This is a genomic window from Sphingobium sp. TomMM7A, from assembly GCF_055397305.1.
The window spans coordinates 94236-119557 of the sequence record NZ_AP027311.1; the positions used below are offsets into that span (position 1 = coordinate 94236).

General features: G+C 65.0%; 25 protein-coding genes and 1 riboswitch. Of the genes, 18 read left to right on the plus strand and 7 right to left on the minus strand.

Going from position 1 to position 25322, the window contains the following annotated elements:
- The first annotated feature begins 2 nt into the window (after positions 1–2).
- From nirD to cobA, 3 genes are all read left to right on the plus strand, one after another.
- Entirely contained in the window at positions 3–353 is a 351-nt protein-coding gene (nirD, locus tag ACZ5ZH_RS00485; protein WP_464771823.1) for a nitrite reductase small subunit NirD, read from the plus strand.
- A 124-nt stretch (positions 354–477) separates the two neighbouring features.
- The gene (locus ACZ5ZH_RS00490; RefSeq protein WP_464771824.1) at positions 478–3090 is read left to right on the plus strand and encodes a molybdopterin-dependent oxidoreductase; all 2613 of its coding nucleotides are present in this window, start codon (positions 478–480) and stop codon (positions 3088–3090) included.
- Entirely contained in the window at positions 3077–3859 is a 783-nt protein-coding gene (gene cobA, locus ACZ5ZH_RS00495; protein ID WP_464771825.1) for a uroporphyrinogen-III C-methyltransferase, read from the plus strand. The genes ACZ5ZH_RS00490 and cobA overlap by 14 nt, the downstream gene beginning before the upstream one ends.
- Positions 3860–3943: 84 nt before the next feature.
- On the opposite strand, the gene mobA is transcribed toward cobA, so the two are convergent.
- On the minus strand, positions 3944–4480 hold the full coding sequence (mobA, locus tag ACZ5ZH_RS00500; RefSeq protein WP_464771826.1) for a molybdenum cofactor guanylyltransferase: 537 nt from the start codon (positions 4478–4480) through the stop codon (positions 3944–3946).
- A 61-nt stretch (positions 4481–4541) separates the two neighbouring features.
- A riboswitch (cobalamin riboswitch) is annotated at positions 4542–4766 on the plus strand.
- 171 nt (positions 4767–4937) lie between these two features.
- Here mobA and ACZ5ZH_RS00505 point away from each other — a divergent pair.
- On the plus strand, positions 4938–6773 hold the full coding sequence (locus ACZ5ZH_RS00505; RefSeq protein WP_464771827.1) for a TonB-dependent receptor plug domain-containing protein: 1836 nt from the start codon (positions 4938–4940) through the stop codon (positions 6771–6773).
- A 36-nt stretch (positions 6774–6809) separates the two neighbouring features.
- Here the strand turns inward: ACZ5ZH_RS00505 and ACZ5ZH_RS00510 are convergent, their stop codons facing one another.
- Positions 6810–7637 carry an ABC transporter substrate-binding protein gene (locus ACZ5ZH_RS00510; protein WP_464771828.1) on the minus strand — a complete coding sequence of 276 codons (828 nt, stop codon included), beginning with the start codon at positions 7635–7637 and terminating at the stop codon, positions 6810–6812.
- 95 nt (positions 7638–7732) lie between these two features.
- Here ACZ5ZH_RS00510 and ACZ5ZH_RS00515 point away from each other — a divergent pair, with 95 nt between their 5' ends.
- Together ACZ5ZH_RS00515 and ACZ5ZH_RS00520 are read left to right on the plus strand one after the other, a co-directional pair.
- Positions 7733–8728 (plus strand): FecCD family ABC transporter permease, encoded by a 996-nt coding sequence (locus tag ACZ5ZH_RS00515; RefSeq protein WP_464771829.1) that lies wholly within the window; start codon positions 7733–7735, stop codon positions 8726–8728.
- Positions 8722–9501 (plus strand): ABC transporter ATP-binding protein, encoded by a 780-nt coding sequence (locus ACZ5ZH_RS00520; RefSeq protein ID WP_464771830.1) that lies wholly within the window; start codon positions 8722–8724, stop codon positions 9499–9501. Before ACZ5ZH_RS00515 ends, ACZ5ZH_RS00520 begins: the two co-directional genes overlap by 7 nt.
- 99 nt (positions 9502–9600) lie before the next feature.
- Here the strand turns inward: ACZ5ZH_RS00520 and ACZ5ZH_RS00525 are convergent, their stop codons facing one another.
- Complete coding sequence (locus ACZ5ZH_RS00525) at positions 9601–10803, minus strand: penicillin-binding protein activator (protein WP_464771831.1); 1203 nt, start codon at positions 10801–10803, stop codon at positions 9601–9603.
- A gap of 11 nt (positions 10804–10814) precedes the next feature.
- Between ACZ5ZH_RS00525 and rsmI the strand changes: the two genes are divergently transcribed.
- The 4 genes from rsmI (at position 10815) to ACZ5ZH_RS00545 (ending at position 13722) form a co-directional block, all read left to right on the plus strand.
- Entirely contained in the window at positions 10815–11657 is an 843-nt protein-coding gene (gene rsmI, locus ACZ5ZH_RS00530) for a 16S rRNA (cytidine(1402)-2'-O)-methyltransferase (protein WP_460987443.1), read from the plus strand.
- Positions 11654–12007 carry a YraN family protein gene (locus tag ACZ5ZH_RS00535; protein WP_460987444.1) on the plus strand — a complete coding sequence of 118 codons (354 nt, stop codon included), beginning with the start codon at positions 11654–11656 and terminating at the stop codon, positions 12005–12007. Before rsmI ends, ACZ5ZH_RS00535 begins: the two co-directional genes overlap by 4 nt.
- 29 nt (positions 12008–12036) lie before the next feature.
- Positions 12037–13011 (plus strand): glutathione synthase, encoded by a 975-nt coding sequence (gene gshB, locus ACZ5ZH_RS00540; protein ID WP_464771832.1) that lies wholly within the window; start codon positions 12037–12039, stop codon positions 13009–13011.
- A 111-nt stretch (positions 13012–13122) separates the two neighbouring features.
- Positions 13123–13722 carry a DedA family protein gene (locus tag ACZ5ZH_RS00545; protein WP_460987446.1) on the plus strand — a complete coding sequence of 200 codons (600 nt, stop codon included), beginning with the start codon at positions 13123–13125 and terminating at the stop codon, positions 13720–13722.
- 183 nt (positions 13723–13905) lie between these two features.
- Here ACZ5ZH_RS00545 and ACZ5ZH_RS00550 read toward each other — a convergent pair whose 3' ends face one another.
- Positions 13906–14802, minus strand: coding sequence for a tyrosine recombinase XerC (locus ACZ5ZH_RS00550; RefSeq protein ID WP_464771833.1), 897 nt, complete (start codon positions 14800–14802; stop codon positions 13906–13908).
- A gap of 89 nt (positions 14803–14891) precedes the next feature.
- Between ACZ5ZH_RS00550 and ACZ5ZH_RS00555 the strand changes: the two genes are divergently transcribed.
- The 3 genes from ACZ5ZH_RS00555 to nadC all read left to right on the plus strand — a co-directional run bounded on the left by ACZ5ZH_RS00555 (position 14892) and on the right by nadC (position 17837).
- On the plus strand, positions 14892–15770 hold the full coding sequence (locus ACZ5ZH_RS00555; protein WP_464771834.1) for an MBL fold metallo-hydrolase: 879 nt from the start codon (positions 14892–14894) through the stop codon (positions 15768–15770).
- 73 nt (positions 15771–15843) lie between these two features.
- On the plus strand, positions 15844–16830 hold the full coding sequence (nadA, locus tag ACZ5ZH_RS00560) for a quinolinate synthase NadA (protein ID WP_460987449.1): 987 nt from the start codon (positions 15844–15846) through the stop codon (positions 16828–16830).
- A 158-nt stretch (positions 16831–16988) separates the two neighbouring features.
- The gene (nadC, locus tag ACZ5ZH_RS00565; RefSeq protein ID WP_464771835.1) at positions 16989–17837 is read left to right on the plus strand and encodes a carboxylating nicotinate-nucleotide diphosphorylase; all 849 of its coding nucleotides are present in this window, start codon (positions 16989–16991) and stop codon (positions 17835–17837) included.
- Positions 17838–17843: 6 nt separating this feature from the next.
- Here nadC and ACZ5ZH_RS00570 read toward each other — a convergent pair whose 3' ends face one another.
- Together ACZ5ZH_RS00570 and ACZ5ZH_RS00575 are read right to left on the minus strand one after the other, a co-directional pair.
- Positions 17844–18266, minus strand: a complete 423-nt coding sequence (locus ACZ5ZH_RS00570; protein WP_464771836.1) for a DUF4112 domain-containing protein — start codon at positions 18264–18266, stop codon at positions 17844–17846.
- Between the two features lie 18 nt (positions 18267–18284).
- Positions 18285–19766, minus strand: a complete 1482-nt coding sequence (locus ACZ5ZH_RS00575) for an ABC transporter substrate-binding protein (RefSeq protein ID WP_464775198.1) — start codon at positions 19764–19766, stop codon at positions 18285–18287.
- A 502-nt stretch (positions 19767–20268) separates the two neighbouring features.
- On the opposite strand from ACZ5ZH_RS00575, the gene ACZ5ZH_RS00580 reads away from it, so the two are divergent.
- From ACZ5ZH_RS00580 to ACZ5ZH_RS00590, 3 genes are read left to right on the plus strand one after another with little or no spacing between them, the layout of a single operon-like run.
- A complete protein-coding gene (locus ACZ5ZH_RS00580; protein WP_464771838.1) occupies positions 20269–21207 on the plus strand; it encodes a right-handed parallel beta-helix repeat-containing protein in 939 nt (312 codons plus the stop codon).
- A 44-nt stretch (positions 21208–21251) separates the two neighbouring features.
- The gene (locus ACZ5ZH_RS00585; protein WP_196225314.1) at positions 21252–21455 is read left to right on the plus strand and encodes a hypothetical protein; all 204 of its coding nucleotides are present in this window, start codon (positions 21252–21254) and stop codon (positions 21453–21455) included.
- A 28-nt stretch (positions 21456–21483) separates the two neighbouring features.
- Positions 21484–21894, plus strand: coding sequence for an STAS/SEC14 domain-containing protein (locus ACZ5ZH_RS00590; RefSeq protein WP_449471140.1), 411 nt, complete (start codon positions 21484–21486; stop codon positions 21892–21894).
- 38 nt (positions 21895–21932) lie between these two features.
- Here the strand turns inward: ACZ5ZH_RS00590 and ACZ5ZH_RS00595 are convergent, their stop codons facing one another.
- A complete protein-coding gene (locus tag ACZ5ZH_RS00595) occupies positions 21933–23333 on the minus strand; it encodes a helix-turn-helix domain-containing protein (RefSeq protein WP_464771839.1) in 1401 nt (466 codons plus the stop codon).
- A gap of 142 nt (positions 23334–23475) precedes the next feature.
- On the opposite strand from ACZ5ZH_RS00595, the gene ACZ5ZH_RS00600 reads away from it, so the two are divergent.
- Complete coding sequence (locus ACZ5ZH_RS00600; RefSeq protein ID WP_464771840.1) at positions 23476–25068, plus strand: isocitrate lyase; 1593 nt, start codon at positions 23476–23478, stop codon at positions 25066–25068.
- A 23-nt stretch (positions 25069–25091) separates the two neighbouring features.
- Positions 25092–25244: a hypothetical protein gene (locus tag ACZ5ZH_RS00605; protein ID WP_464771841.1), complete on the plus strand. Its 153-nt coding sequence runs from the start codon at positions 25092–25094 to the stop codon at positions 25242–25244.
- The last annotated feature ends 78 nt before the right edge of the window (positions 25245–25322 follow it).

The window sequence follows — 25322 nt, forward strand, 5'->3', positions numbered from 1 at the left end:
ACATGACCGATTGGATCGACATCGGAACGCTGGCCGACATTCCCCAGCGCGGCGCTCGCACTGTTTTGCTGGGAGGGGGGCAGATTGCAGGCGAAAAGGAAATCGCCGTCTTCCGCACCAGCGACGACAAGGTTTTCGCGTTGGTCAACGAATGCCCGCACAAGAAGGGGCCGCTGAGCCAAGGCATCGTCCACGGCCACAGCGTCGCCTGCCCGCTGCACAACTGGAACATCGCCCTGAAAACGGGCGAGGCGCAGGGCAATGACGAAGGCTGCACGCCGACGATCGCCGTGAAAGAGGAGGGCGGTCGCATCCTGATCGCTCGCCCGACGGCGATGAAGGCAGCAGCCTGACGGGCATCAAGCTTCCGGTCCCTAGCCAAAACGGCGGGGACCCGGGTGGGGGCGTCTTGTTGGCCATCCCTTGCGGCAAGCGCTTCCACCCAATTCCTATTCCTCGGGACGAAGAGGTAAGAGCATGAACCAGGCCATCCGCACCACCTGCGCCTATTGTGGCGTCGGTTGCGGCATTTCGGCCACGCCGACCGGACCCCGGTCGGTTACGATCAAGGGCGATGAAGCGCATCCGGCCAATGGCGGGCGCCTCTGCTCCAAGGGCACGCATCTGGGAGAAACCGTCGGTCTGACCGGCCGCCTGCTGCACCCGATGATCGGCAACAAGCGCGCCAGCTGGGACAAGTCGCTGGACCTCGTTGCCAAGCGGTTCAAGGAAACCGTCGATCGCTACGGCCCCGACAGCGTCGCCTTCTACGTCTCCGGCCAACTGCTGACCGAAGATTATTATGTCGCCAACAAGCTGATGAAGGGCTTCATCGGCACATCCAACATCGACACCAATAGCCGCCTCTGCATGTCGAGCGCGGTCGCCGGGCACAATCGCGCCTTTGGTGAGGACATCGTGCCTGCCACCTATGGCGATCTCGACGAAGCGGACCTCATCGTGCTGGTCGGCTCCAACACCGCCTGGTGCCACCCGATCGTCTATCAGCGCATTCAGGCCGCCCGCGCGGCGCGCGGCACCAAGCTGGTCGTCATCGACCCGCGCCGCACCGAAACCTGCGAAGGCGCGGACCTGCATCTTCCCGTGAAGCCCGGCACCGACGTTGCCCTGATGAACGGCCTGCTGGCTTGGTGTGACGCCGAGGGCATCACCGATCCTGCCTTCATGGCCGAGCATGTGAACGCCCCCGAAGGCTTCTGGGAGCATATCCGCGTCGGCCACGACCTCTGGACCACCGCCAAGACCTGCGACATCGCGCCCGCGCTGCTGGAGCAGTTCTACAAGCTGTTCGCCTCCACGCCGCGCACCGTCACCCTGTTCAGCCAGGGAATCAATCAGTCGATCCGCGGCACCGATCAGGTCAACGCGATCATCAACGTCCACCTCGCCACCCGCCGCATCGGCAAGCCGGGCGCAGCGCCCTTCTCGATCACCGGCCAGCCCAATGCGATGGGCGGCCGTGAAGTCGGCGGCCTTGCCTCGACCCTCGCCGCCCACATGGACTTCGCGCCGGAAAATGTTGAGCGGGTGGGACGTTTCTGGGCCGCCCCGAACATGGCGACCAAGCCGGGCCTGAAAGCCGTCGACCTGTTCCGCGCCATCAACGAAGGCCGGGTCAAGGCGCTTTGGGTGATGGCCACCAACCCCGCCGTCTCCCTCCCCGACGCGAACCGCGTCCGTGAAGCGTTGGAATCTGTCCCTTTCCTCGTCGTGTCGGACATCATCGCCGACACCGACACCAGCGTCCATGCCGACGTCCGCCTGCCCGCCGCCGGATGGGGCGAGAAGGACGGCACCGTCACCAATAGCGACCGCACAATCAGCCGCCAGCGCCCCTTCCTGGCGCTCCCCGGCGACGCCAAACCCGACTGGTGGATCGTCAAGGAAGTTGCCCGCCGCATGGGCTTTCGAAACGCCTTCGCCTATGACCGGCCCGCCGACATCTGGCGCGAACATGCCCGCCTGACCGCCTATCAGAATGACGGCCAGCGCCTGCTCAACCTCCGTGCCCAGGCCACCATCGGCAACGACGCCTATGAAGCGATGGAGCCCTTCCGCTGGGGTGGCGACAAGCCCTTTGCCGATGGCCGCTTCTCCACCCCCGATGGCAAGGCGCGGCTGGTCCTCACCAAGCAGATGGACCTTCAGGAGCCGCTCAAGCAGTGGCCCATGACGCTCAACACCGGCCGTTACCGCGACCAGTGGCACACGATGACGCGCACCGGTCTCTCAGCCAAGCTCGCCCGCCATCGCGAGGAGCCGCTGGTCGAAATCCACCCGCAGGACGCGCAGGAACTGGGCATTTGCGACGGCGACCTCGCCCGCGTCCAGACCGCACAGGGCAACAGCATCTTCCGCGTGGCTTTCAGCGAAGGCCAGCGTGTGGGTGAAATCTTCACGCCGATCCACTGGACCGACCAAATCTCCACCGGCGGCCGTACCGGCCTGCTGCCCCGGCCATTGGTCGATCCTCATTCGGGCCAGCCCGGCTTCAAATCGACGCCCGCCAGCATCGAAAAGGTCGCGACGGAGTGGAAGGGCTTCCTCATCCTGCGCGGCGAGCAGCCTGCCAAAATCCCCTGCCTCTGGGCCACGAAGGTCACCGTTCCGGATGGCGCGCTCTACGAAGTCGCAGGCAATGGCGACCCCGTGCGTCTTGAAGCCTGCCTGCCCAAAGGCGACCGCGTCGAAGCGGTCGACATGACGCGCGGCACCCGCCGCATCGCCATCATCCGCGAAGGCAAGCTGGCAGCCGTCCTCTTCGTCACCCGCACCGGCCTGCTCCCCTCGCGCGACTGGCTCATCGGCCAGCTTGAGGCGGAAGAGGTGGGCGCATCCGTCCTCGCCGCGCGCGGTCCCGGCAACCAGCCTGACAAAGGGCCGACCATCTGCGTCTGCTTCGACATCGGCCTCAACCAGATCGTCGCCGCCATCCGCGACCAGAGCCTGGTCGACGTTCCCGCCATCGGCAAGGCGATCGGCGCGGGCACCAATTGCGGGTCCTGCCGTCCCGCGCTCGCCAACATCCTCGCCCAAATTCCGCAGGAGGCCCTTCATGCAGCCGAATGAATTGATCGCTCCCGGTGAAGTCTGGCTGGTCGGCGCAGGCCCCGGCGACCCGGACCTCCTCACCCGCAAGGCCGAAAAGCTGATCGCCGCCGCGGAGATCGTCTTCTACGACGCCCTCGTCGGCCCCGGCGTACTTGACCTCATCCCGCAGGGCGTCGAGCGGATCAGCGTCGGCAAGCGTTCCGGCCGCCATTCAAAGGCGCAGGAAAGCATCAACGACCTGCTCCTCGCCGCCGCCAAAGCAGGCAAGCGCGTCGTGCGCCTCAAGGGGGGCGATCCCTCGGTATTCGGCCGCTCATCCGAAGAGATGGAGCATCTCGCCGCCGACGGCATCCGCTTCCATATCTGCCCCGGCATCACCACGGCAAGCGCTGCTGCCGCAAGCGGCAGCGCCTCGCTCACCCTGCGCGGCAAGGCGCGCGGCCTGACGCTGGTGACCGCGCATCTCAAAGCCAGTGAACCGCTCAAGCTCGACTGGGAGGCGCTCGCCCGTCCCGGCGGCACGCTTGGCATCTATATGGGCCGCGCCGCCGCCGGAGAGATCAGCCGCCAGCTGATCGCCGCAGGCCGCGATCCCGAAACGCCGGTGATGGTGGCGGTCAACGTCTCGCTCCCCACCGAACGCCTGATCCGCGGCAAGCTGTCCGCGCTTGCCTTCCTGGTCGCCACGATCAGCGACGAAGACCCGACCCTGCTGCTGATCGGCGAAGCGGTGGCGGGCACGTCCATGCCTGTAGGGGTTGCAGCCAGCGTCGCTCTTCAGCTTTGAAGACCGGCTCTGCGCAACTTTTGCCCTGAGCTTGCCGAACGCCCCCGAACTTAGTTGGAAGGAAGGGAGGGGGCTTCGGCAAGCTCAGCTTGGCTCGCGCCAGCGCGCCAGATCCTCCGGCCGATTGATATTCGGCAGCAGCAGTTCCGGCCGCTCCACCACCCGCGCGCCCACCCGCTCGATCCACCCGAAGATCGAGCGGTTATTCTCCTCACCCAGATGAGCATCCATTTCATCCGCAAGCCCGGCAGGCCAGAACCCCGCCAGTTGCTGCCCCTTCAGCACCGCCCCACTGTCACCCACAAGCGCCTCCACCAGAGCCGCCGGATAAACGGGCATGTCGCACCCCGTCGTCAGCACCGCATCGTAACCTTGACTGCGCGCATAATGCAGCGCCGCGTTCAGCCCGCCCAGCGGCCCCATGTCCGCCGCTGGCCGATCCGCTAGCCCCGTCAGCCCCTCGACGCTCCGCCCGCAGACCACCACTGCCTCCACATGCGGCGCGATCGCCGCCACAGCATGGTCGATCAGCGTGCGCCCGTCCGGCATCAGCGCGAGAGCCTTGTCGCTTCCGAACCGGGTGGATCGTCCCCCAGCCAGCACCGCACCCAGCAATCGCATTATCCACTCCTTGGCAGAACCCTCAACTTCCCCTATGGCGCGCGGCGTGAGCGGGCAACTGTTCACGAAAGATCGCGCCGGAAAGGGAATGCGGTGCGGACGGGATCACCGTCCAACTCCGCGGCTGTCCCTGCAACTGTAAGCGGCGAGCGCGATGCACAGGGAAACCCGCATGCCTTCAAAGGGGAAGGCGAGGGGGACCGGCCACTGGACCAAAAGTCCGGGAAGGCGTGCATCACCGCGACGACCCGCGAGCCAGGAAACCTACCGGCGCATGGTCGCTCTTGCCTTGGGTCCAGGGATAGGTCCGGGCACGGTGTTTTCCGTCTGAGCGACGAAGCGGCGCAGGGCCGCATCGGTGCGCGTGACGGGGCTGGCGTCTCTTCTTCCCGCGCACCGGCCGCTCATGCGGCAGGCCCTGGGCTCATGTCGCATGGCGCTCAGGGAAGACAGAAATATGATCAGGACCGGAATTTCACTGCTGGCGCTGCTGGCCGCCACCCCCGCTCTCGCCGAAGATTCGGGCGAGATCATCGTCACCGCGCTCGGCATTGAGCAACCCACCGATGAAGTCGGGCAGGCGGTGACCGTGATCGATGAAAAGACGATCGAAACGCGCCAGAATGTCAGCGTCGTCGATTTGCTGATCACCACGCCGGGCGTCCGCTTCAACCGCGCTGACGCCGTGGGCGGCGTCACCGGCATTTCGATCCGAGGCGCGGAAACGACGCAGACGCTGGTGCTGCTCGACGGCGTCAAGATCAATGACCCAAGCGTCATCGGTGATGCCTATGACTTCGGCAACCTGCTGACCGGCAACATCCGCCGCATCGAAGTGCTGCGCGGCTCCAACTCCGTCGTCTATGGCAGCCAGGCGATCGGCGGCGTCGTCAACATCATGTCGGAGGAACCCGGCGAACGCTTTGGCGGCAGCGCCTCGGTGGATTATGGTTATGCCGATACGCTGAACGCAAAGGCCGACATTTCGGGCAGCACAGGCATCGCCTCTGGCAGCGCGGGCGTCGCGTATTTCCGTACCGATGGCATTTCCGCAGCCAAAGGCGGCACGGAGAAGGACGGCTATGAGAACATCGCCACCAACGCAAAGCTGAAGCTCGCCTTCACCGACAATCTCAGCCTCGACCTGCGCGGCTATTATATCCATGCGGACCTCGACACCGACATCTTCTTCGGCGCGCCAGCCGACACGACCGACAGCAGCAAGCTTGACCAATATATCGGCTATGCAGGGCTGAACCTTGCCTCTTTCGACGGCAAATTGACGCAGCGGGCGGCGGTCACCTGGTTCCGTGCAGAGCGCAGCTATGAGTCGCCCTTTGGGCCTTCCGGCTTTACCGGAAAGACGTTGCGGTTCGAATATCAGGCCGTCTTCCAACCCATCGACAGGGCCAAGCTGCTGCTGGGATATGAACATGAACGGCCGGAATATGACTCGTTCTTCTTCGATTCCTTCGCAGGCCAGAATGTCTACAGCAATGCCGGCGCGAATATCGACAGCGTCCATGCCCTGGCCGTGGTCAAGCCCTTCGCCGGTCTGGCCCTGACCGGCGGCGTGCGTCATGACGATCACAGCCAGTTCGGCGGAGCGACCACCTTCGGCGCCAACGCCAACTATTCGCCCAACCATGGCCTCACCAATATTCGCGCAAGCTATGGTGAGGGGTTCCGCGCGCCATCGCTCTATCAGCTTTACGATCCCACCTATGGCAATGCCGCCCTCGATCCGGAGCGGTCGAAAAGCTATGATGTCGGCATCGACCAGCAGCTTGGCGGCGATCAGGCCACGATCTCGGTCACCGCGTTTCGCCGCACCATCGACGGCCAGATCGATTTCGACTTCGGCACGTCGCAATATTTCAATCTCGGCCGCACGCGCGCAAAGGGCGTGGAGGCTATGCTGACGTTGAAGCCTGTCGAAGCGCTGACTGTCACGGCTTCCTATAGCTATGTCGATGCGCGGAACCGCGACACGGGCGCTCGCCTCCCGCGCCGTCCGACGAATGTTGTCAGCCTCGCTGCCGACTATCGCTGGCAGTTCGGACTGTCGGCCGGAGCGACGCTGCTGATGGCCAGCGACAGCTATAATAATGCATCCGCCACCCAGCGGATCGATGGCTATGCGCGGCTGGACCTGCGCGCTTCGCTGCCGATCAACGAGCATCTGGAGATTTACGGCCGCATCGACAATGTTACGGATGAAGAATATGCGACCGTCTATGGCTACAGCACCTACGGCCGATCGGCCTATGGCGGCGTGCGTGTCCGCTTCTGACGGTAGAAGGTGAAGGGGGTGGGCGACCGCCCCGCTTCATCGCCGGGGCGCGGCCTTTGGCTGCGTCCTGCCTTTGCTTGCGGCGTCCGCCTGCGCCACGATGCTGCGCGCGGCCTGCACATAGGCGAGGCCGCCGCACACGGTCCACGCTTGCGGTACGTGGATGCGGGGGATGGATCGCAGCACCGGGTGGTGCAGCATTTCCGTCCCCTGATCGACGACCTTTTCGCTGCCTTGCTCCACAATCAGATAGTCGGGCCTGGCCGCGATCATCTCCTCCAGCGGCACCTGCGCCAGCGCTGGCTTGCCAAGTTTCGCAGCCAGATTGGTGAGGCCTGCGCGCCGGATCAACTCATCGACCAAAGTGCCGGTCCCGGTCATATAGCCGCGCCGCTGATAATAGGCCGCAACGCCGCCGCGCCGGGAGCGGGGCAGGGCGGCAAGGTCGCGCTCCATGCCCGCGATCATCGCCTCGCCCCGCGCGGGATGGCCGACAACGGCCGCCACCTGCCGGATCTGGTCGCGGATGGCGGCAAAACTGTCCGCGCTCGCCAGCCCGAGCTTGCGCCATCGCCCATCCGGCGCGCCGACAACGCCGCCAGCGCCATCGGGAAAGCCGATCACCAGGTCGGGGCGCAGCGCCAATACCTCTTCGGCCGGACGCTTCAGCACGGGGAAACGCCGCGCCTGCCCGATCGCCGCCGACAGTTCCGGATCATGGCCATAGGGGCTCAAGGCCGCGATCTGCCCCGGATCGGCGAGCGCCAGCACATATTGGTCGGAACAGGTGTTGAGCGACACGATACGCTTGGGCGGCGCGGGCGCAGCGCCGGTCAGGCTGACCAAACAACATATCGCCAACATCCTTCTGCGCACCAATCCAGCCTCCGCAAAGCGCCGTGCTCCCGCTTTCGCCGCAGCACTACAACCCCTATCAGCAGCCTTGGAGCGCGCAAGCCATGAAGGCCCGCCGCCCTCCCCTGCTGCTCCCCATCCTTCTCGCGCTCACCCTTTTGGCAGCACTCGGCTCCCTTACACTGGGCGCGGTCCCACTCTCTCCCGCCCGCATCCTGGCCGTCCTCACCGGCGGCGGTGACGAAGTCGCCCGCGCTATCCTCATCGACCTGCGCCTGCCGCGCATGCTGCTCGGCCTGATCGTCGGCGCGATGCTTGGCCTCGCCGGAGCCGCGCTTCAGGGCTATCTCCGCAACCCGCTCGCTGAACCCTCCGTCCTCGGCGCCTCCAACGCGGCGGCTCTCGGCGCTGTCTGCGCCCTATATTTCGGCCTCGCGCAGCTTCACCCGCTCATCCTCCCCGCCCTCGCCATCATCAGTAGCCTCATCGCCATCGCCGCGCTGTTCCTGCTCGCTGGTCCGTCCGAGAGCCCCCTGACCCTGATCCTCGCAGGCATAGCGGTCGCAACCCTCGCGGGGGCGGGCATCAGCCTGTCGCTGAACCTCTCGCCCAATCCCTTCGCGGCGATGGAGATTATGAGCTGGCTGATGGGCAGCCTCGAAAATCGCAGCTACGCCCATGTCTGGATCGCGCTGCCCTGCGTCCTCATCGGCACCGCGCTGCTGATCGCCGACGGCCGCAGCCTCGACGCGCTGACCTTGGGGGAGGAGGGCGCCCAAGCACTGGGCGTTGACCTCTCCAGGGCGCGGCTGCGCATGATGCTGGGCGTCGCGATCGGCGTCGGCGGAGCAGTCGCGGTGTCGGGGGCGATCGGCTTTGTCGGCCTTATCGTCCCTCACCTCGTCCGTCCCCTGACGGATCGCTCCCCTTCGGCGATTCTGCTCCCCTCGCTGCTCGGCGGCGCGGCGTTGCTCACGCTGGCCGACATCGGTGTCCGGCTGATCCCCACCAGCAGCGAATTGAAGCTCGGCGTCCTCACCGCATTGCTCGGCGTTCCAGTCTTCCTCATCCACCTGATGCGGGAGCGCCGGCTATGGTAACCATCCGCGCCGAAAACCTGTCCGTCCGCCTCGGCCGCCATGCCGCCGTGACCGGCGTAACCACGGTGCTGGAGCCGGGGCAACTGGTCGGCATCATCGGCCCCAATGGCGCGGGAAAATCGACGCTGATCCGCGCCTTGCTCGGCCTTGTCCGCGCGGAAAACGGCACCGTATCGATCGACAGCCTGCCGATCACAAGCCTCAGCCGAAAGGACATAGCGCGCCGAGTCGCCTATCTCCCTCAAGGCCAGACGCTGCACTGGCCGCTGCTCGTGGAACGGCTGGTGGCGCTCGGCCGCATGCCCCATCTCGGCCCGCTGTCCCGCCTCTCGCCGCAGGATGAGGCATTGGTCGACGCCGCGCTCGCCCGCGCCGATGTCCTCCACCTCAAGGGCCGGATCGCGACCGAACTGTCAGGCGGCGAGCGCGCCCGCGTCCTCCTCGCCCGCGCGCTGGCAGTAGGCGCGCCCGCGCTCATCGCCGACGAACCCCTCGCGGCTCTCGACCCCGGTCATCAACTGGATGTCATGGACCTACTAAAGGCCGAAGCCCGCACCGGTTCGCTGGTCGTGACGGTGCTGCACGATCTTGGCATGGCCGCCCGTTATTGCGATCGATTGCTGCTGATGGACAATGGCAAGCTTGTAGCCGATGGCAAGCCGCTCGACGTCCTGACGGAACAGAGCCTTGCCCAAGTCTACGGCATCTCCGCCTGCATCGAGCCCGATGGCGAATGGCCGCTGATCCTGCCAACCGGGCGGATCAAAAGCTAACCACCACACTCCGTTCGCCCTAAGCCTGTCGAAGGGCTTCTCTTTTCTTTTAAGAAGGAAAAGGCTTCGACAGGCTCAGGGCGAACGGAGAAGGGGCTGTTATTCCGCGAAAGCCTTGGGCGCAGCCGCCACCACCGTGTAAGTCCCGGCGCCAACCTCTGACACTTCCAGCGCCCGCTCGGCAACCCCGCCACGCCCGAACCGGAACGCGCCATCAATCCCCGAAAAGCCCCCCGAATCGCGCAGCCGCGCCGCCGGGAACACCGTCCCCGGTTTCCAATCCCGCGCAATCCGCACGGTCAGCAGCACCGCGTCATAGCCGAGCGCTGAAAGCCGGAACGGCGCGCTGCCATAACGCGCGCGATATTTGCCCGCCAATTGTCCATAAAGCCCATCCGACACGCTGGCGAACCACGCGCCCCGCAAAGCCGGAGCGGACGCCAGCCCGCGATCCGTATTCCACAATTCCGTGCCCAGCAGGCGGGCCGTCGCCCCGCCATTCTTCCGCACGATCGGCGCCAGCTGCAACGCCACCCGCCCGCTGTCCGCGATCAGCAGCGCGTCATAGCTGGACGACGCCTGCAATTTCTTGACCGCCGCCGTCATCGAAGCAGGCGTCCGGTCGAACGTCTGCATCGACACGACCGTCCCGCCCGCACCCTCGACCGCGCGCAGAAGCGACGTGCCCGACCGCTCACCATACATGCCCTTGGGCACCAGCGCGGCGAACTTCGACAGCCCTTTGCCCTTCGCGAATTCGACGACGCGTTCGATCGACTGGTTGGGGTTATAGCCCATGATGTAGACGCCGTTTCCGGCAACGCTCACATCGTTGGAAAAGCTGATCACCGGCACATTCGCCTTTGCGGCGATCGGACCCACGACCCGCGCGTCTTCGGCCAGCAGCGGCCCCAGGATCAGGCGATTGCCTTCCGCCAGCGCCTTGTTCGCCGCCGCCGCCGCACCCATGCTGGTGTCATAGGTGGTGATGCGCACCTTGTCGGCCTTGGTATCCAGCAGCGCCAGCGTCGTAGCGTTGGCGATGGATTGTCCGACGCCCGCATTCGGCCCGCTCATCGGCACCAGCAGCGCGACGCGATTGCGCAGCGCGTCGGTCGGCAGGCCCTGCGTCACATCAGGGCCACTGGGAACAGGCTCCGTCGGCCGCACCGGACCCGGCCCACGCGGCACGATCGACTGACAGGCGGCGAGAGCCAAAGCGCTGGCGGCGAACAGGATACGCGCACCGCGCTTCATTGCCGCGAACATGTCCGCTTGCCGGAGGGCATCCGTCTCTGTCATCTGGCGTCCTTATGGAAGATACAACTTCTGGGCTGGAGCCCGGGCTTTACATCGTTGCGGGGCCGATCGGCAACCTCGGAGACCTTAGCCCGCGCGGGGCGGAAGTCCTGCGCCTTGCCGATGTGATCGCCGTGGAAGATACACGGGTGAGCGCACGTTTGCTGCGTCACGCGGGGTCGGATCGTCCGATGATCCCCTATCATGACCACAGCGCCGAAGGCGTCCGCGCCCGCCTGATCGAGCGGATGGCGAGCGAATCGGTCGCGCTCCTGTCCGACGCTGGCACCCCCCTCATCTCCGACCCCGGCTACAAGCTGGTCCGCGACGCCCGCGCCGCCGGGCGCAACATCACTACGCTGCCCGGCCCCAGCGCCGCCATCGCCGCGCTAACCCTGTCCGGCCTTCCCACCGACCGCTTCCTCTTCATGGGCTTCCTCCCCGCCAAACAAAAGGCCCGCGCCGACGCCTTGGCCGAAGTCGCCACCCTGCGCGCCACGCTCATCTTCTACGAAAGCGGCCCGCGCCTGTCGGAAAGCCTCGCCGCGATGGCCGAGGGGCTGGGGAACCGCGAAGCCGCCGTGTCCCGCGAAATCAGCAAAACATTCGAGGAAACCCGCACCGGCACCCTCACGGAACTTTCCGCCCGCTACGCCGACGCCCCGCCCAAGGGAGAGATCGTCGTCATCGTCGGCCCACCCGGCGAAGCCCCCCCCGCCAGCGCCGAAGACGCCGACGCCGCCCTCCTCGAAGCGATGGAACGACTCCCCGTCTCCAAAGCCGCCGGAGAGGTCGCCAAGAAACTCGGCCTGGACCGCCGCGCGCTTTACGATCGCGCGCTGGAACTCAAAGGGTGAGACGCCAACAGGCCGAAAAACGCGGTCGCCAAGCGGAACGCATCGCCGCATGGTGGCTACGGCTCAAGGGCTGGCAGATCGTCGGCCGCCGCCTGCGCACACCCGCCGGCGAGGTAGACCTTGTTGCAAGACGCGGCGCGATGCTCGCTTTTGTCGAGGTAAAGGCCCGCGCCACCGCCGCAGATCTCGACCTCGCGATAGACGAACGCCGCCTCTCGCGCGTCGCGTCCGCCGCCGAAATGCTCTTCTATGACCTTGCAAAGCCGGGCGACGACATGCGGATCGACGTGATCCTCCTTGCGCCGGGCCGTCCGCCGCGCCATCTGGCGAATGTCTGGCATGGGGGCTGATCCTTTCATCCCCGGAAAAAGGATTGGACATGACTGAGCTCAACCCCCTCACCATCGCCGTGCAGATGGATCCGATGGAAGAGATCAACATCGCGGGCGATTCCACCTTCCACATCATGCTGGCGGGGCAGACGAGGGGGCATAGGCTCTACCATTATCTCGCGCCCGACCTCACCTATCGCGACGGCCGCGTGCTGGCGAAGGCGCGCCCGGTAAAGGTGCAGAAGGTTCGAGGCGATCATTTCGCCCTTGGCGAGCCCGAGATGCTCGACCTCGGCCGCGACGTCGATGTCGTCCTCATGCGCCAGGACCCGCCCTTTGACCTGAGCTACATCACCGCCACCCATTTGCTGGAGAGGGTGCAGGCCGAAACGCTGGTGGTGAATGATCCCGCCTCCGTCCGCAACGCGCCCGAAAAGCTGTTCGTGCTCGATTATGCGCGCTTCATGCCGCCGACCATGATCACCCGCGACCTCGCGGAAGTCCGCAGTTTCCTCGCCGAACATGGCGAGATCGTGGTCAAGCCGCTCTATGGCAATGCGGGCAACGCGGTCTTCCATGTCGGCCAGTCCGGCGCCAACATCTCCGCGCTCGTGGAACTGTTCAACGCTTCATGGGTCGAGCCTTTCATGGTCCAGGCCTTCATCCCCGGCGTCGCGCAAGGCGACAAGCGCATCGTCCTCATCGACGGTGAAATCGCAGGCGCGATCAACCGCATTCCGGGCGAGGGCGAGATACGCTCCAACCTCGCTGTGGGCGGATCGGCGGCCAAGACGGAACTGACCGACCGGGAACTGGAAATCTGCGCCGCCATGGGGCCGGAACTCAAGGCGCGTGGACTGCTGTTCGTCGGGATCGACGTAATCGGCGGCGAATGGCTGACCGAAATTAACGTGACCTCGCCCACGGGCATCGTGTCGATCGACGCCTTCAACGGTACGGACACAGGCAGCATGATCTGGGACGCGATCGACGCCCGCCTCGCCGCAAGAGTAGCTGCTTGAGCCACCTTCAACCGTCTAACAAAAACCCCGTCATCCCAGCGGAAGCTGGGACCTCGTGCCCCAGGCCGTGCCCTCCAAAAGAGATTCCAGCGTTCGCTGGAATGACGTGCCTTGACTGACTGGGTCCTCCATCTCATCGACGCAGGCGGCTATTGGGGCATTTTGGCCCTGATGGTCATCGAAAATGTCTTCCCCCCGATCCCGTCCGAACTCATCATGGGCATCGGCGGCATCCGCGTCGGCCAAGGCCGCATGGCGATGGAGTGGCTGCTCGTCGCGGGCACGCTGGGCACCACGGTCGGCAATTATTTCTGGTATCTGGTCGGCCATATATTGGGCTTCGCACGGCTCAAGCCGCTGGTGGACCGCTACGGCCGCTGGGCCACGCTGGAATGGCGGGACGTTGAGGCGCTCGACCATATATTCGGCAAATATGGCCAGATCGTCGTTTTCGTATTCCGCTTCCTGCCCGCCTTCCGCACCATGATCTCGCTGCCCGCCGGGCTGTTCCGCATGGGGCATGTCAAATTCCTCGCCTGGACGGCCAGCGGCGCGCTGATCTGGAACATTATCCTTGCCTATGCGGGCTACATCCTCGGCCAGAATTTCCGCGACATCGACAAATATGTGGGGCCCGCGGCGATGGCGTGCGTGGTCGGGGCAATTGCGCTCTACCTCTGGCGCTTGGCAACCTGGAAGCCGAGGGGGTGAGTGGGCTGTTCCCCCTCCCGCAGGCGGGAGGGGGCTAGGGGGTGGGCTGACGCAACGTTGGATTGAGTCTTGTAACGGCGAGGTCGAAGCTCGCTACGCTCGCGCCCACCCCTAACCCTTCAAACGAGTCACGCGCCTCGTTTGAACGTTTACGGGAGGGGGACTATGTTTGTCTTAGCCAACTCAAGCCCGAGGATGCGCATTCCGATAAACATCCAGCAGATGCGCCGCATCCACCTGCGTATAAATCTGCGTCGATGACAGGCTGGCATGCCCCAACAGCTCCTGCAAAGACCGCAAATCCGCCCCGCGCCCCAGCAAATGCGTCGCAAAGCTGTGCCGCAAAGCATGCGGCGTCGTCCGATCCGACAGCCCCAGCCGTCCGCGCGCACCCTGCACCGCGCGCCGGATCAAAGCCGCCGACAATGGACCACCCCGAGCCCCCCGGAACAGCATCTCCTCCCGCGCCATAGGATAAGGGCAAACCGCCACATAAGCCTCGATCGCCGCCCGCACCTGCGGCAGCAGCGGCACTTGTCGGCTCTTGCCCCGCTTGCCCGTCACCCGCAGCGTATCGCCCAGCGGCAACACGTCGCCCATCAGTCCCATCGCCTCGCCGATCCGCAGCCCCGCCCCATAGAGCAGCAACAACACCGCCCAGTCCCGCGCGCCGATCCAGCCCTCGCGCGCCGTCTCCGCAATCTCACCCGCCAGCGCCACCGCCTCGTCAGGGGAGATCGGCCGGGGCAGACCCCGCTTCACCTTCGGCCCTTTCAGCAGCGGCACCCGCGCATCCTCGCCGCCGGTGAACCTCAGGAACCCACGCACCGCCGACAATTCCCGCGCCGCCGATCCATTGCCGATCCCGTCCATCCGCCGCGCCGTCAGAAACGCGCGCAAGTCGGCTTGATCCACCCGCGCCAAGCCCGCCGCCGTCACTGCTTCCCCGCGATGCTCGGTCAGGAAAGCGATCAACCGCTCCGCCGTCGCCATATAGGCGCGCACCGTGTGCGTGGATCGCCGCCGGTCCAGTGCCAGATGCTGCCGCCATGCCTCCACAAGATCCCTGCTCGCGCTCATGGCATGAAGTCTAGGCGATGGCGTCCCCAAACGGAATCCCCCGATCAACCGGCCCTTGAAAATCCCGCCCAGATGGGCACATGGAGCGCATGGCAACCGCACCTGACATGGCCGACATGCCCACCGGCACGCTGCTGCAAATCTCGCCGCGCATCGGCCGCCTTCTGGCGCCCAATCCCTCGCCCTTCACCTATACGGGCACCCAGACCTATCTGGTCGGGTCAGAGGACGTGGCGGTGATCGATCCCGGCCCCGCCGATCCCGATCATCTCGCCGCGCTGCTCGCCGCGATTGCAGACCGCCCCGTGCGCGCAATCCTGTGCACCCACACCCATCGCGACCACAGCCCTGCCGCCGCGCCGCTCGCGGCACAGACCGGCGCGCCCATCGTCGGCTGCGCGCCGCTGGTGCTGGACGATGACGGCCCGCGCGCCGATGCCGCCTTCGATCCTTCCTATACGCCCGACCGCATCCTCGCCGATGGCGAACAGGTGACAGGCGAGGGCTGGACGCTCGAAGCCGTCGCCACGCCCGGCCACACCTCCAACCATCTCTGCTTCGCCCTGTTGGAGGAACACGCCCTCTTCACCGGCGATCATGTCATGGGCTGGTCCACCAGCGTCATCTCGCCCCCGGACGGGGACATGGCCGACTATATGCGATCGATGCAGCGGCTGCTCGATCGGGAGGATGTGATCTACTATCCCGCCCATGGCGATCCGGTGCCCAATCCGCGCCGTCTGGTGCGCGGTATGATGGGCCATCGCAAGCAGCGGGAAGGGCAGATATTGCGCTTCCTTCAGCGCCACGGCGCGTCCGAAATCCCGGCGATGGTGGCGCAAATGTATAAAGGCGTCGATCCGCGCCTTCATCCCGCCGCCGGGCGATCGGTCCTTGCCCACCTCATCGACCTGGACGGCCGAGGTGTGGCGGAGGTCGCAGGGGATGGCCGCTGGCAATTGCGCTAGGGGGAAACAGTTACTGGCCAACCGCCGCGCCGCCCGCTAGTGGCGCGGTCAAAGGCCGTGAGGAGTTAGGGACATGAACGCCATCACCGGAATCCCGCAGGGGACCGACCTGCGCGCGGAGATCGACCGGCTGCGCAAGGAACGCAACGCCGTCATCCTTGGCCATTATTATCAAAAGCCGGAAATTCAGGACCTGTCCGATTTCGTCGGCGACAGCCTTGAACTCTCGCGCAAGGCGGCGGAAACCGACGCCGACGTCATCGCCTTCTGCGGTGTCCGCTTCATGGCCGAGACCGCCAAGATTCTAAGCCCTGAAAAGATCGTCGTCCTGCCTGACATGGACGCCGGTTGCAGCCTGGAGGACAGCTGCCCGCCCGCCCAGTTCAAGGCGTTCCGCGAAGCGCATCCCGATCATATCGCCTTGAGCTACATCAACTGCTCGGCCGAGGTGAAGGCGCTCTCCGACATCATCGTCACCAGCTCGTCCGCCGAAACGATCCTCTCCCAGATCCCCCGCGACCAGAAGATCATCTTCGGCCCGGACAAGCATCTGGGCGGTTATCTGAAGCGCAAGTTCAACCGCGACATGCTACTGTGGCCCGGCGTCTGCATCGTCCACGAAGCATTCAGCGAGACCGAACTGCTAAAGCTCAAGGCCCAGCACCCCGACGCCCCCATCGCCGCGCATCCCGAATGCCCGCCCTATATCGTCGATCATGCCGATTATGTCGGCTCCACCAGCGGCATCCTGCAATATGCCAAGACGATGACCGGAGACACGCTGATCGTCGCCACCGAACCGCACATCATCCACCAGATGCGCAAGGCGGTGCCCGACAAGAATTTCATCGGCGCCCCCGGCGCGGACGGCAACTGCAACTGCAACGTCTGCCCCTATATGGCGCTCAACACGATGGAAAAGCTGTACCTCGCGCTCCGCGACCTCCAGCCCCGCATCGAAATGGAAGAAGGCCTCCGCCTCGCCGCGAAGAAGAGCCTCGACCGCATGCTGGAACTCGCCAGTGGCACGGTGGGGAAGGGTGATGTGGGCAATCGCTAAGGCATGCTCCTTGTTTTCCGTCACCCCGGGCTTGACCCGGGGTCCCGCTTTACGTTCCATCGTGTGAAAGCGGGATCCCGGCTCAAGGCCGGGATGACGAGGCGGTGAGCGCCGCCTGCGTTTGCTATCCCACTCCGATCAATGCACAGAGAGGCCAGATGACCTTCACCTTGCCCGGCTTCGACCTCGACGCCTTCATCGCCTCCACCCTCGCCGAAGACCTAGGTCCCGACGGCCGTGACGTCACCAGCGAAGCGGTCATCCCCGCCGACGCGATCTTCGAAGGCGTGATGGACAGCCGCGACGCGGTGACGCTCGCTGGCCTCCCCATCGCCGCCGCCTTCTTCCGCGCCCTCGACCCTGACGTCGAGATCGAGCTACTCCGCCAGGACGGCGACCGCGTCGCGCCCGGCACTGACATCATGCGCATCCGCGGCAAGGCGCGCGCGATGCTGACCGCCGAGCGCTCCGCCCTCAACACCGTCCAGCATCTGACCGGCATCGCCACCATGACCCGCGCCTATGTCGATGCGATCATGGGCACCGGCGCGACCCTGCTCGACACGCGCAAGACCATCCCCGGCCTCCGCATCCTGGAAAAATATGCGACGCGGCAGGGCGGGGCGACCAATCACCGCATGGGCCTGTGGGACGCCGCGATGATCAAGGACAATCATGTCGCGGTCGCAGGCTCGGTAGAGGAAGCCGTCCGCCGCGCCGCCGCTGCCGGGATCGCAAGCATCATCGTCGAGGTGGACCGCATCGACCAGATCGAACCCGCGTTAGCCGCAGGAGCCACCCACCTGCTGCTCGACAATATGGACGCGCCCACCCTGCGCGGCGCGGTGACATTGGTCGGCGGCCGCGTGCCGACCGAAGCCTCAGGCGGCGTCACGCTCCAGACCATCCGGGCCAAGGCTGAAACCGGCGTAACCTACATCAGCGTCGGCCGCCTGACCCAGTCCGCCCCCGCCGCCGACATCGGTCTGGACTTCGCCTTCGCGTAAAGCCTCTTAACCCTCGATCGTCACCGTCGAGGGATGATGCTTGTCCAAATGCTTGCGGATAATCCGCAAATTCTTCGTGTTGGACTTGAACAGAAAGTCAAACACATCGCCCGCGAACGGAATCGCGCCGACGACCGTGTCGAACCCCACATTGGCCGCCATGCGTGTCAGCTGCCATTTCGACATGCCCAGGTTCCGCGCCTCCCACACGATCCAAGCGCCCATGGCCGCAGTCGCCAGGTCACCCACCACCGGGATTAGCCCGACCAGACTGTCCAGCCCCACACGCCGGTTGGTGCCGGGAATGACGAACAGTCCTTCCAGCACCGCCTCCATCGCCTCGATCCGCCGCCGCACCGAAGCGGGGTCGCGGCCAAAGCCCGGCAGGTCACGCACCACGCGGTCAAACTGGTCTTGCGATAACGCCATCATGTTCCTCCTGCCCCCTTAATTGGTGGCGCGGAACAAATGGTTCAATGGATGCCGCGCGCGGGGCGAAGGCATGAATCCGGTCAGCCGCCGCGACACCAGCGACCAGCGCACCGGCGCGCCCAAGGCAATATAGCCGTTATGCGCCTGCATCAGCGCCTCGGCCTGCGCCACCCGCGCCATGCGCTCGGCCGCGGTGCCCGCCATGCTTGCCGCCCGCAACTGTGCATCGGCCTCCACCGAGCAATGCACCTTGCGCGCGCATCCGGCGCGGCCGAGATACCAGAGCACGCTGTCATAAGCGGCGACTTCATCGATCAGCCGCAGGTCGGCATCATCCTTCATGCCCACCCGCTCGACGCCCAACCCGATCATCGCCAGGTCATGGCGGACGAGGGCGAACAGGCTCGTCGCCCCCGGCCCTCGCGGCAAAGCCACCCGCAGCACCGGAGCGTCGCCATTGTCGCGGCGCCATCGCGTGATGACCGCACTGGCCGCCGCTCGCCGGTCCTCCAACGGCATCGTTGTCCAATCCGGCGCAGTCGGCGGCCGAGGCAGATCAAGCTGCGCAGGCACGATCTTGTCGGTAATGGCCCACCCACCCAGCGGAAACAGGATGGGCAACTGGCTGCGATCGATCGCCATGTTGATCGCCCGCCGCACGCCGTCATCGTCCAGCAGCTTGCCCTTGCCGGTCACGGCAAATCCCAACAGCCCCTGCACCGGGTCGATCCGCACCGCATCGCGATCAACCCCGGCTGGCACCAGCAGCGGCAGGTCGGCGAACCGCCCGCCCAGCACCGCCGCCGCCTTGCCCTCACGAAAACGAATGATCGCCAGCGCGGCTCTGTCCGCGCGCAATATGCGTGTTTCCCACGCCGCCGCCTTCGCCTCCTCCCCATCCTCGTCCCTGGGTGCCTTGTCGACCGGCGTCAGCGTCAACGCCTTGCCCCATGGTTCGCGCCGGTAAGGCCCGGTGCCGCCCTGTCGCGACAACAGCGCCATTTGCGGTTGCGCCAGCATCTGCAACAAATAGGGGCGGGGCTGGGACAGGCGGATCTCGATCACCTCGCCGGTCATCGGCACGACCGCCTCCACCGCGTCCAGCGGCCCGTCCGGGTCCAGCCGCCGCAACGTCTCGATCCGCGCCATCAACAGCGCCGCGACGTCCTTCGCCGTCACCTTCGTCCCATCGGCCCATTGCGCGCGCCGCAGGCGAAAGATATAGCTGCGCCCATCCTCCTCGACGATCCAGCGCTGGGCCAGCGCGGGCAATATCTCGCCGCTGGCGTCAAAGGCGACCAGCCCCTGCGCCGTCGCCTCCAGGATCAGCTTGGCACCCGGATTGGGCAGGTTCTCGATCGGTTTGGCGAAGTCAGCGGGTGATCCGATCACGCTCACCACCACCGGCCCGCTTGCCTCCTGCGAACAGCCCGCGATCATCGCGGCCGCGCCCAGAAGGACAGCCATCGATCGAAGCAGGGGAGCAGCCACGGTCATGTGTATGACAGGCTTAGGGTTTATCAGGCTCAAGTTGAAGCTTTTAGAGCGTGATCGTCTTACATGGAAGCATCGGTACTAAGGTTGATTTTCCGTCACCCCGGGCTCGACCCGGGGTCCCGCTGCCTCAGCAGCGTCGGAAAAGAAGCGGGACCCCGGATCAAGTCCGGGGTGACGATTACTCAAACATGGCCATGCTCTAAAATCGGGCCTCCGCCAGATCGTTTTAGGGCCGATCGACATTCAGGAGATGGCGAGCCGAAAATGGTGGTTTTCCGTGACCCTTGAAGCGAGTCACGCGCCTCGCTTCAACGCAGCGTACTCAAAGTACGTGAGCACCGGAAGCGCGGAGAACCGCCATTTGCAGGCCGCCAGAACTGAATGTCGATCGGCCCTAGCAGGGCGAGGGAGGGGCAGGGCGATCGCACCTGTCCCGGAACAGGATTTCATTAACCACGACTCCACATTGGCCGCCCTTTTCCAACCGTCTATGTCTTTAGTTATGCGTATCCTTTCGACGATCCTGCTCGTTTCCGCCGCCGCTGGCGCGGCTGCCCTAGCACAGGGGATGCCGACGCCTTTCACCGTGGTCGAAAGCGGGCGCGGTTACACCTCGCTAAAGGATGCGGTGGCGGCGATCGGCAATGGCAAGGGCACGGTCCTGATCGCGCCCGGCACCTATGCGCAATGCGCGGTGCAGCAGGGCGGGGACGTCGCCTTCCGCGCCCAGACGGCGGGCAGCGTCATCCTCGACGGCATGCCATGTGAAGGCAAGGCGGCGCTGGTCTTGCGCGGCCGGTCAAGCAGCGTGGATGGCATCGTGTTCCAAAATCTGCGCGTGCCCGACGGCAATGGCGCGGGCATCCGGCTGGAAGGCGGCAATCTCACCGTCACCAACAGCCTGTTCCGCAACAGCGAGGAAGGGATATTGAGCGGCGACTCGCCGGGCAACAGCGTCACGATCGACAAATCCACCTTCCGCCATCTTGGCCGGTGCGACCGCGATCTGGATTGCGCCCATGGCATCTATATCGGTCGATATGGCAAACTTACCGTCACGCGGTCGCGATTCGATCAGGGCGATGGCGGCCATTATCTGAAAACCCGCACGCCCCGCGTCACCATCGCCGGCAACAGCTTCGACGACAGCCACGGCCACCTCACCAACTATATGATCGACCTGTCCAACGGGGCGAGTGGTGAGATCAGCGGCAACGAAATGGTGCAGGGCCGGGACAAGGATAATTACAGCGCCTTCATCACCGTCGCTCCGGAAGGGCGCGAACATGACAGCGGCGGCCTGTCGATCGCTGGCAACAGCGCGTCTTTCGTGCCCGGCCTGCAACGCAGCAGCAGCTTCGTCGCCAACTTCACAAGCGACGCGGTGAAGATCGGCGCGAATCGTCTGGGCGCCGGCATCAAGGTCACCGATCGCCGTTGAAGGCCCGGCTTGCGCCCTCGGTTGCGCCGCCCGATAATGGCGTCATGCGCAGCACCTATGATTCCGCCACCGTCCGCCTTTATCATCTGAGCGACAGCGAAGAAGGCGGCGCTGCGACCACCCTCTTTTACGGCCCGTTAAGCGAAGCCGTGCATATAGCGCAGCAACAGCCTCAGGAAATCCAGGACGGGCTGTTCATCGCGACCGACAATGATGTGGTTGCCTGGCTGGATTTGCAGGAGGACTGAACGCAGTCCTTCTGGATTAGGAGGGCTTGTGCAGAAGTTGGAAGGCTTTTTCGAGGTCGATTATGACCGCGATCGCAAGCTGCTACATATCACCACTTACGGCTTCTGGAATCTGGATGCGGTCGATCAGTTCGGCCGCGCGCTCGAGGAAGAAGTCCGCGCGGCGGATCCGTCGTGCGACGTTCTGGTCAATACCTGCCGCACGGAAATCCATACCCCCGAAGTCAGCGAAGCGCTCGGTCGCCTCTCCTACACGCACAAGGATTCGGATACCGGCCGCATCGCCGTAGTCTCGCCTTCGGTGCTCCTGCGCATGCAGACGAGACGGCTGCAAAATATGAACACAACCTACGGCTATTTCGAAACCGAGCAGGAGGCTCTCGACTGGCTCGCGACTCCTGCTGATTCGTCGGCGCCGCAGACGCGCGCCGCTGGCTGAAGCGACCGGGATCGCTCGTGCGGCGGTCGCGGCGCTGCTCAACCGTCGGCAAAGCCGAAAGGCGCGTAGCCCCGCCGATAGTCCTCCGGCAGCATTTCACGCCCGATGGGCGGCGCGGATCGCGCCATGCACTGGCTCCGGTGGCACAGGCGGCATGTCAGTCCGATCGGCGTCGGCTCGGACGCCCCAAGTCCCTGCGTATAGATCAGCCGATGGGCATGTTCGGCCGCGCAGGCGAGCGCGATCGCCCGCTCCACACGCGGCGCCCCCCAGCCGCCGCCGCCCGCCGTCACCCTCCGCGCGATCGAGAAAAACCGTTGTCCGTCGGGCAGTTCCAGCCATTGCGTCACCACGTCGCCGGGCCGCTCGAACACATGATGGATCGACCAGAGCGGGCATGATCCGCCATGCCGCGCAAAGGGAAAGCCTGCGCCGTCCAGCCGCTTGCTGACATTGCCCGCCCTATCGACGCGCAGGAAGAAGAAGGGCACGCGTTCGTGCCCCGGCTTTTGCAGCGTGGTCAGTCGGTGCGCCGTCTGTTCAAAGCTCGTCCCGAATTGCCGGGCCAGTGCCTCGACATCGTAGCGCCGCGCCTCCACCGCCTTGGCAAAGGCCGCATAGGGCATCAATATGGCGGCGGCGCCATAATTGGCGAGGCCCTGGCGGGCCAGCTGCCGTCCACTTGCGCTGGAAAACTGCCCGTCCTTCAGCAGGGACTCCATGTCCGCGCGCATCTCCAGATAGGCGATCTGTATCGCCAGCTGAAAGGCGGTGCTCGCGCCGTCCAGCGCATCGTCGATCAGCACCGCGTCGCGATGCCGGTCCAGCCGCCGCATCGACCCCGCCATGACATCGGGCGGCAGGCGCCGGACGCGCAGGCCATGCTTGCTTTTCAGCCATGCTGCCGTGCCGCCTGCTTGTTCGATCTGCGCGGCGACCCTTTCCCCCGCATCGTCCAGCGGCGGAAAACTGTTGCGCCGCGCGCCCAGGAACCGGCGCGCCTCGGCCGCCGGGTCGGGCGCTTCATCGGGTGCGTCGGCGCGATCGCCGCTCCGATCCGCCAGCGCCATCTGCTCCTCGCGATAGGCGGTATGCAGCCGCAATAACGCTTCGCTGAACCCCGGATAGTTGACCGCGACATCCTGCATTGCCAGCGTGGGAAGGTCGATGTCGGCAAACATCGGGTCCTTCAGCGCGGCCTGCAACCGCGCCGTCTGCTCCGCGCCGCCGTCGCCCGCCAGCTCGCTCATGTCCATCCGGTATGTGCGCGCCAGCCGCAGCAGCATGTCCGCCGTCAACGGCCGCTGATTGCGCTCCAGCAGCGCGACATAAGAAGCGGAGATTTCGAGGTCCGCCGCCATATCGGACTGCGTCAGCCCCAACTCCCGCCGCAACCGCCGCAAGCGCGGGCCCATATAGACGGGACGATCCTTGGCCATGTTCGCTTGCGCTCCTGTGCAGACATTACAACTATACAGAGAAAGTTTGTAAAGATCGACAACTGAACTTCACACCCCCTCCCGCCACAGGTCATCCTCCCCCAAAACGCGTTTAATTCGCCAATTCATTCAGGGGATTCCCATGACCTACGCCCAACAAATCACCCGCGCCTCCTCCCTGCTGGGCGAAGAGCCCAACTGGAATGGCATCGCCGCCGATTCGGTCGCCAGAATGCGTCTCCAGAACCGTTTCCCCACCGGCCTCGACATCGCCCGCTACACCGCCGCGATCATGCGCCGCGACATGACCGCCTATGATGCCGACCCCGCGAACTACACCCAGTCGCTGGGTTGCTGGCACGGCTTCATTGGCCAGCAGAAGATGATCAGCATCAAAAAGCATTTCGGCACGACCAAGGGCAAATATCTCTACCTCTCCGGCTGGATGATCGCGGCCCTGCGTTCCGAATTCGGCCCGCTTCCGGATCAGTCGATGCATGAAAAGACCAGCGTCCCAGCGCTGATCGAGGAACTCTACACCTTCCTGCGCCAGGCCGACGCCCGGGAACTCGGCATGCTGTTCCGCGACCTCGACAAGGCGCGCGAAGCTGGGAATGAGGTTGAGGTCCATCGCCTCACCAATGCGATCGACAATCACGAAACCCACATCGTCCCGATCATCGCCGACATCGACGCAGGCTTTGGCAATGCCGAAGCGACCTACCTGCTCGCCAAGAAGATGATCGAGGCTGGTGCCTGCGCGCTCCAGATCGAGAATCAGGTTTCGGACGAAAAGCAGTGCGGCCATCAGGACGGCAAGGTCACCGTTCCGCATGAGGACTTCCTCGCGAAGATCCGCGCCTGCCGCTACGCCTTCCTCGAACTGGGCATCGATGACGGCATCATCGTCGCGCGTACCGATTCGCTCGGCGCTGGTCTCACCAAGCAGATCGCCTTCAGCCGCGAGCCGGGCGACCTTGGCGACCAGTATAACAGCTTCCTCGATGTCGAAGAGGTCGCCGATCCATCGACCCTGCGCGGCGATGTCGTCATCGCCCGCGACGGCAAGCTGCTGCGGCCCAAGCGTCTGGCATCAAACCTTTTCCAGTTCCGCTCCGGAACCGGCGAGGACCGGGTCGTCCTGGATTGCATCACCTCGCTTCAGAACGGCGCAGACCTGCTGTGGATCGAAACCGAAAAGCCCCATGTCGAACAGATTGCGGGCATGGTGGACCGCGTCCGCGAGGTCATCCCGAACGCCAAGCTGGTTTACAATAACTCGCCGAGCTTCAACTGGACGCTGAACTTCCGCCAACAGGTGTTCGACAGCTGGCAGGCAGAGGGCAGGGACGTTTCCGCCTATGACCGCGCTCGCCTGATGAGTGCGGACTATGACGCCACCGACCTTGGCCGCGAGGCTGACGAGAAGATCCGCACCTTCCAGAAGGACGCCGCAGCGCGGGCGGGCATCTTCCATCACCTCATCACCCTGCCGACCTATCACACGGCTGCGCTGTCGACCGACAATCTGGCGCGGGAATATTTCGGGGACGCCGGGATGCTCGGCTATGTTGAGGGCGTCCAGCGCCGCGAAATCCGCGAGGGCATCGCCTGCGTGAAGCACCAGAATATGGCGGGCAGCGACATCGGTGATGATCACAAGGAATATTTCGCCGGTGAGGCAGCACTGAAGGCTGGCGGCAGCCACAATACGATGAACCAGTTCGCAGCTTGAAGAACCAAGGAAAGGAGGACGAAATGACTGAACCCACGAGGTCCCGCGCGGTTTTCTCGACCGAGGATTTCTCGCTGCTCAGGACGGCGGTGGCTGATTATCTGCAGAAGGTGAAAGACACGCCGGATTCGGTGAAGTTCGCTAACCTTTATCACCGGCTCGGTCGCCTACGATAATCGCCCGCTGTCGATGAGAGAAAGCCTGCCTCCGGTGATCCCGGCGGCAGGCTTTTCTAATCACCGTCAAGCCCGCTT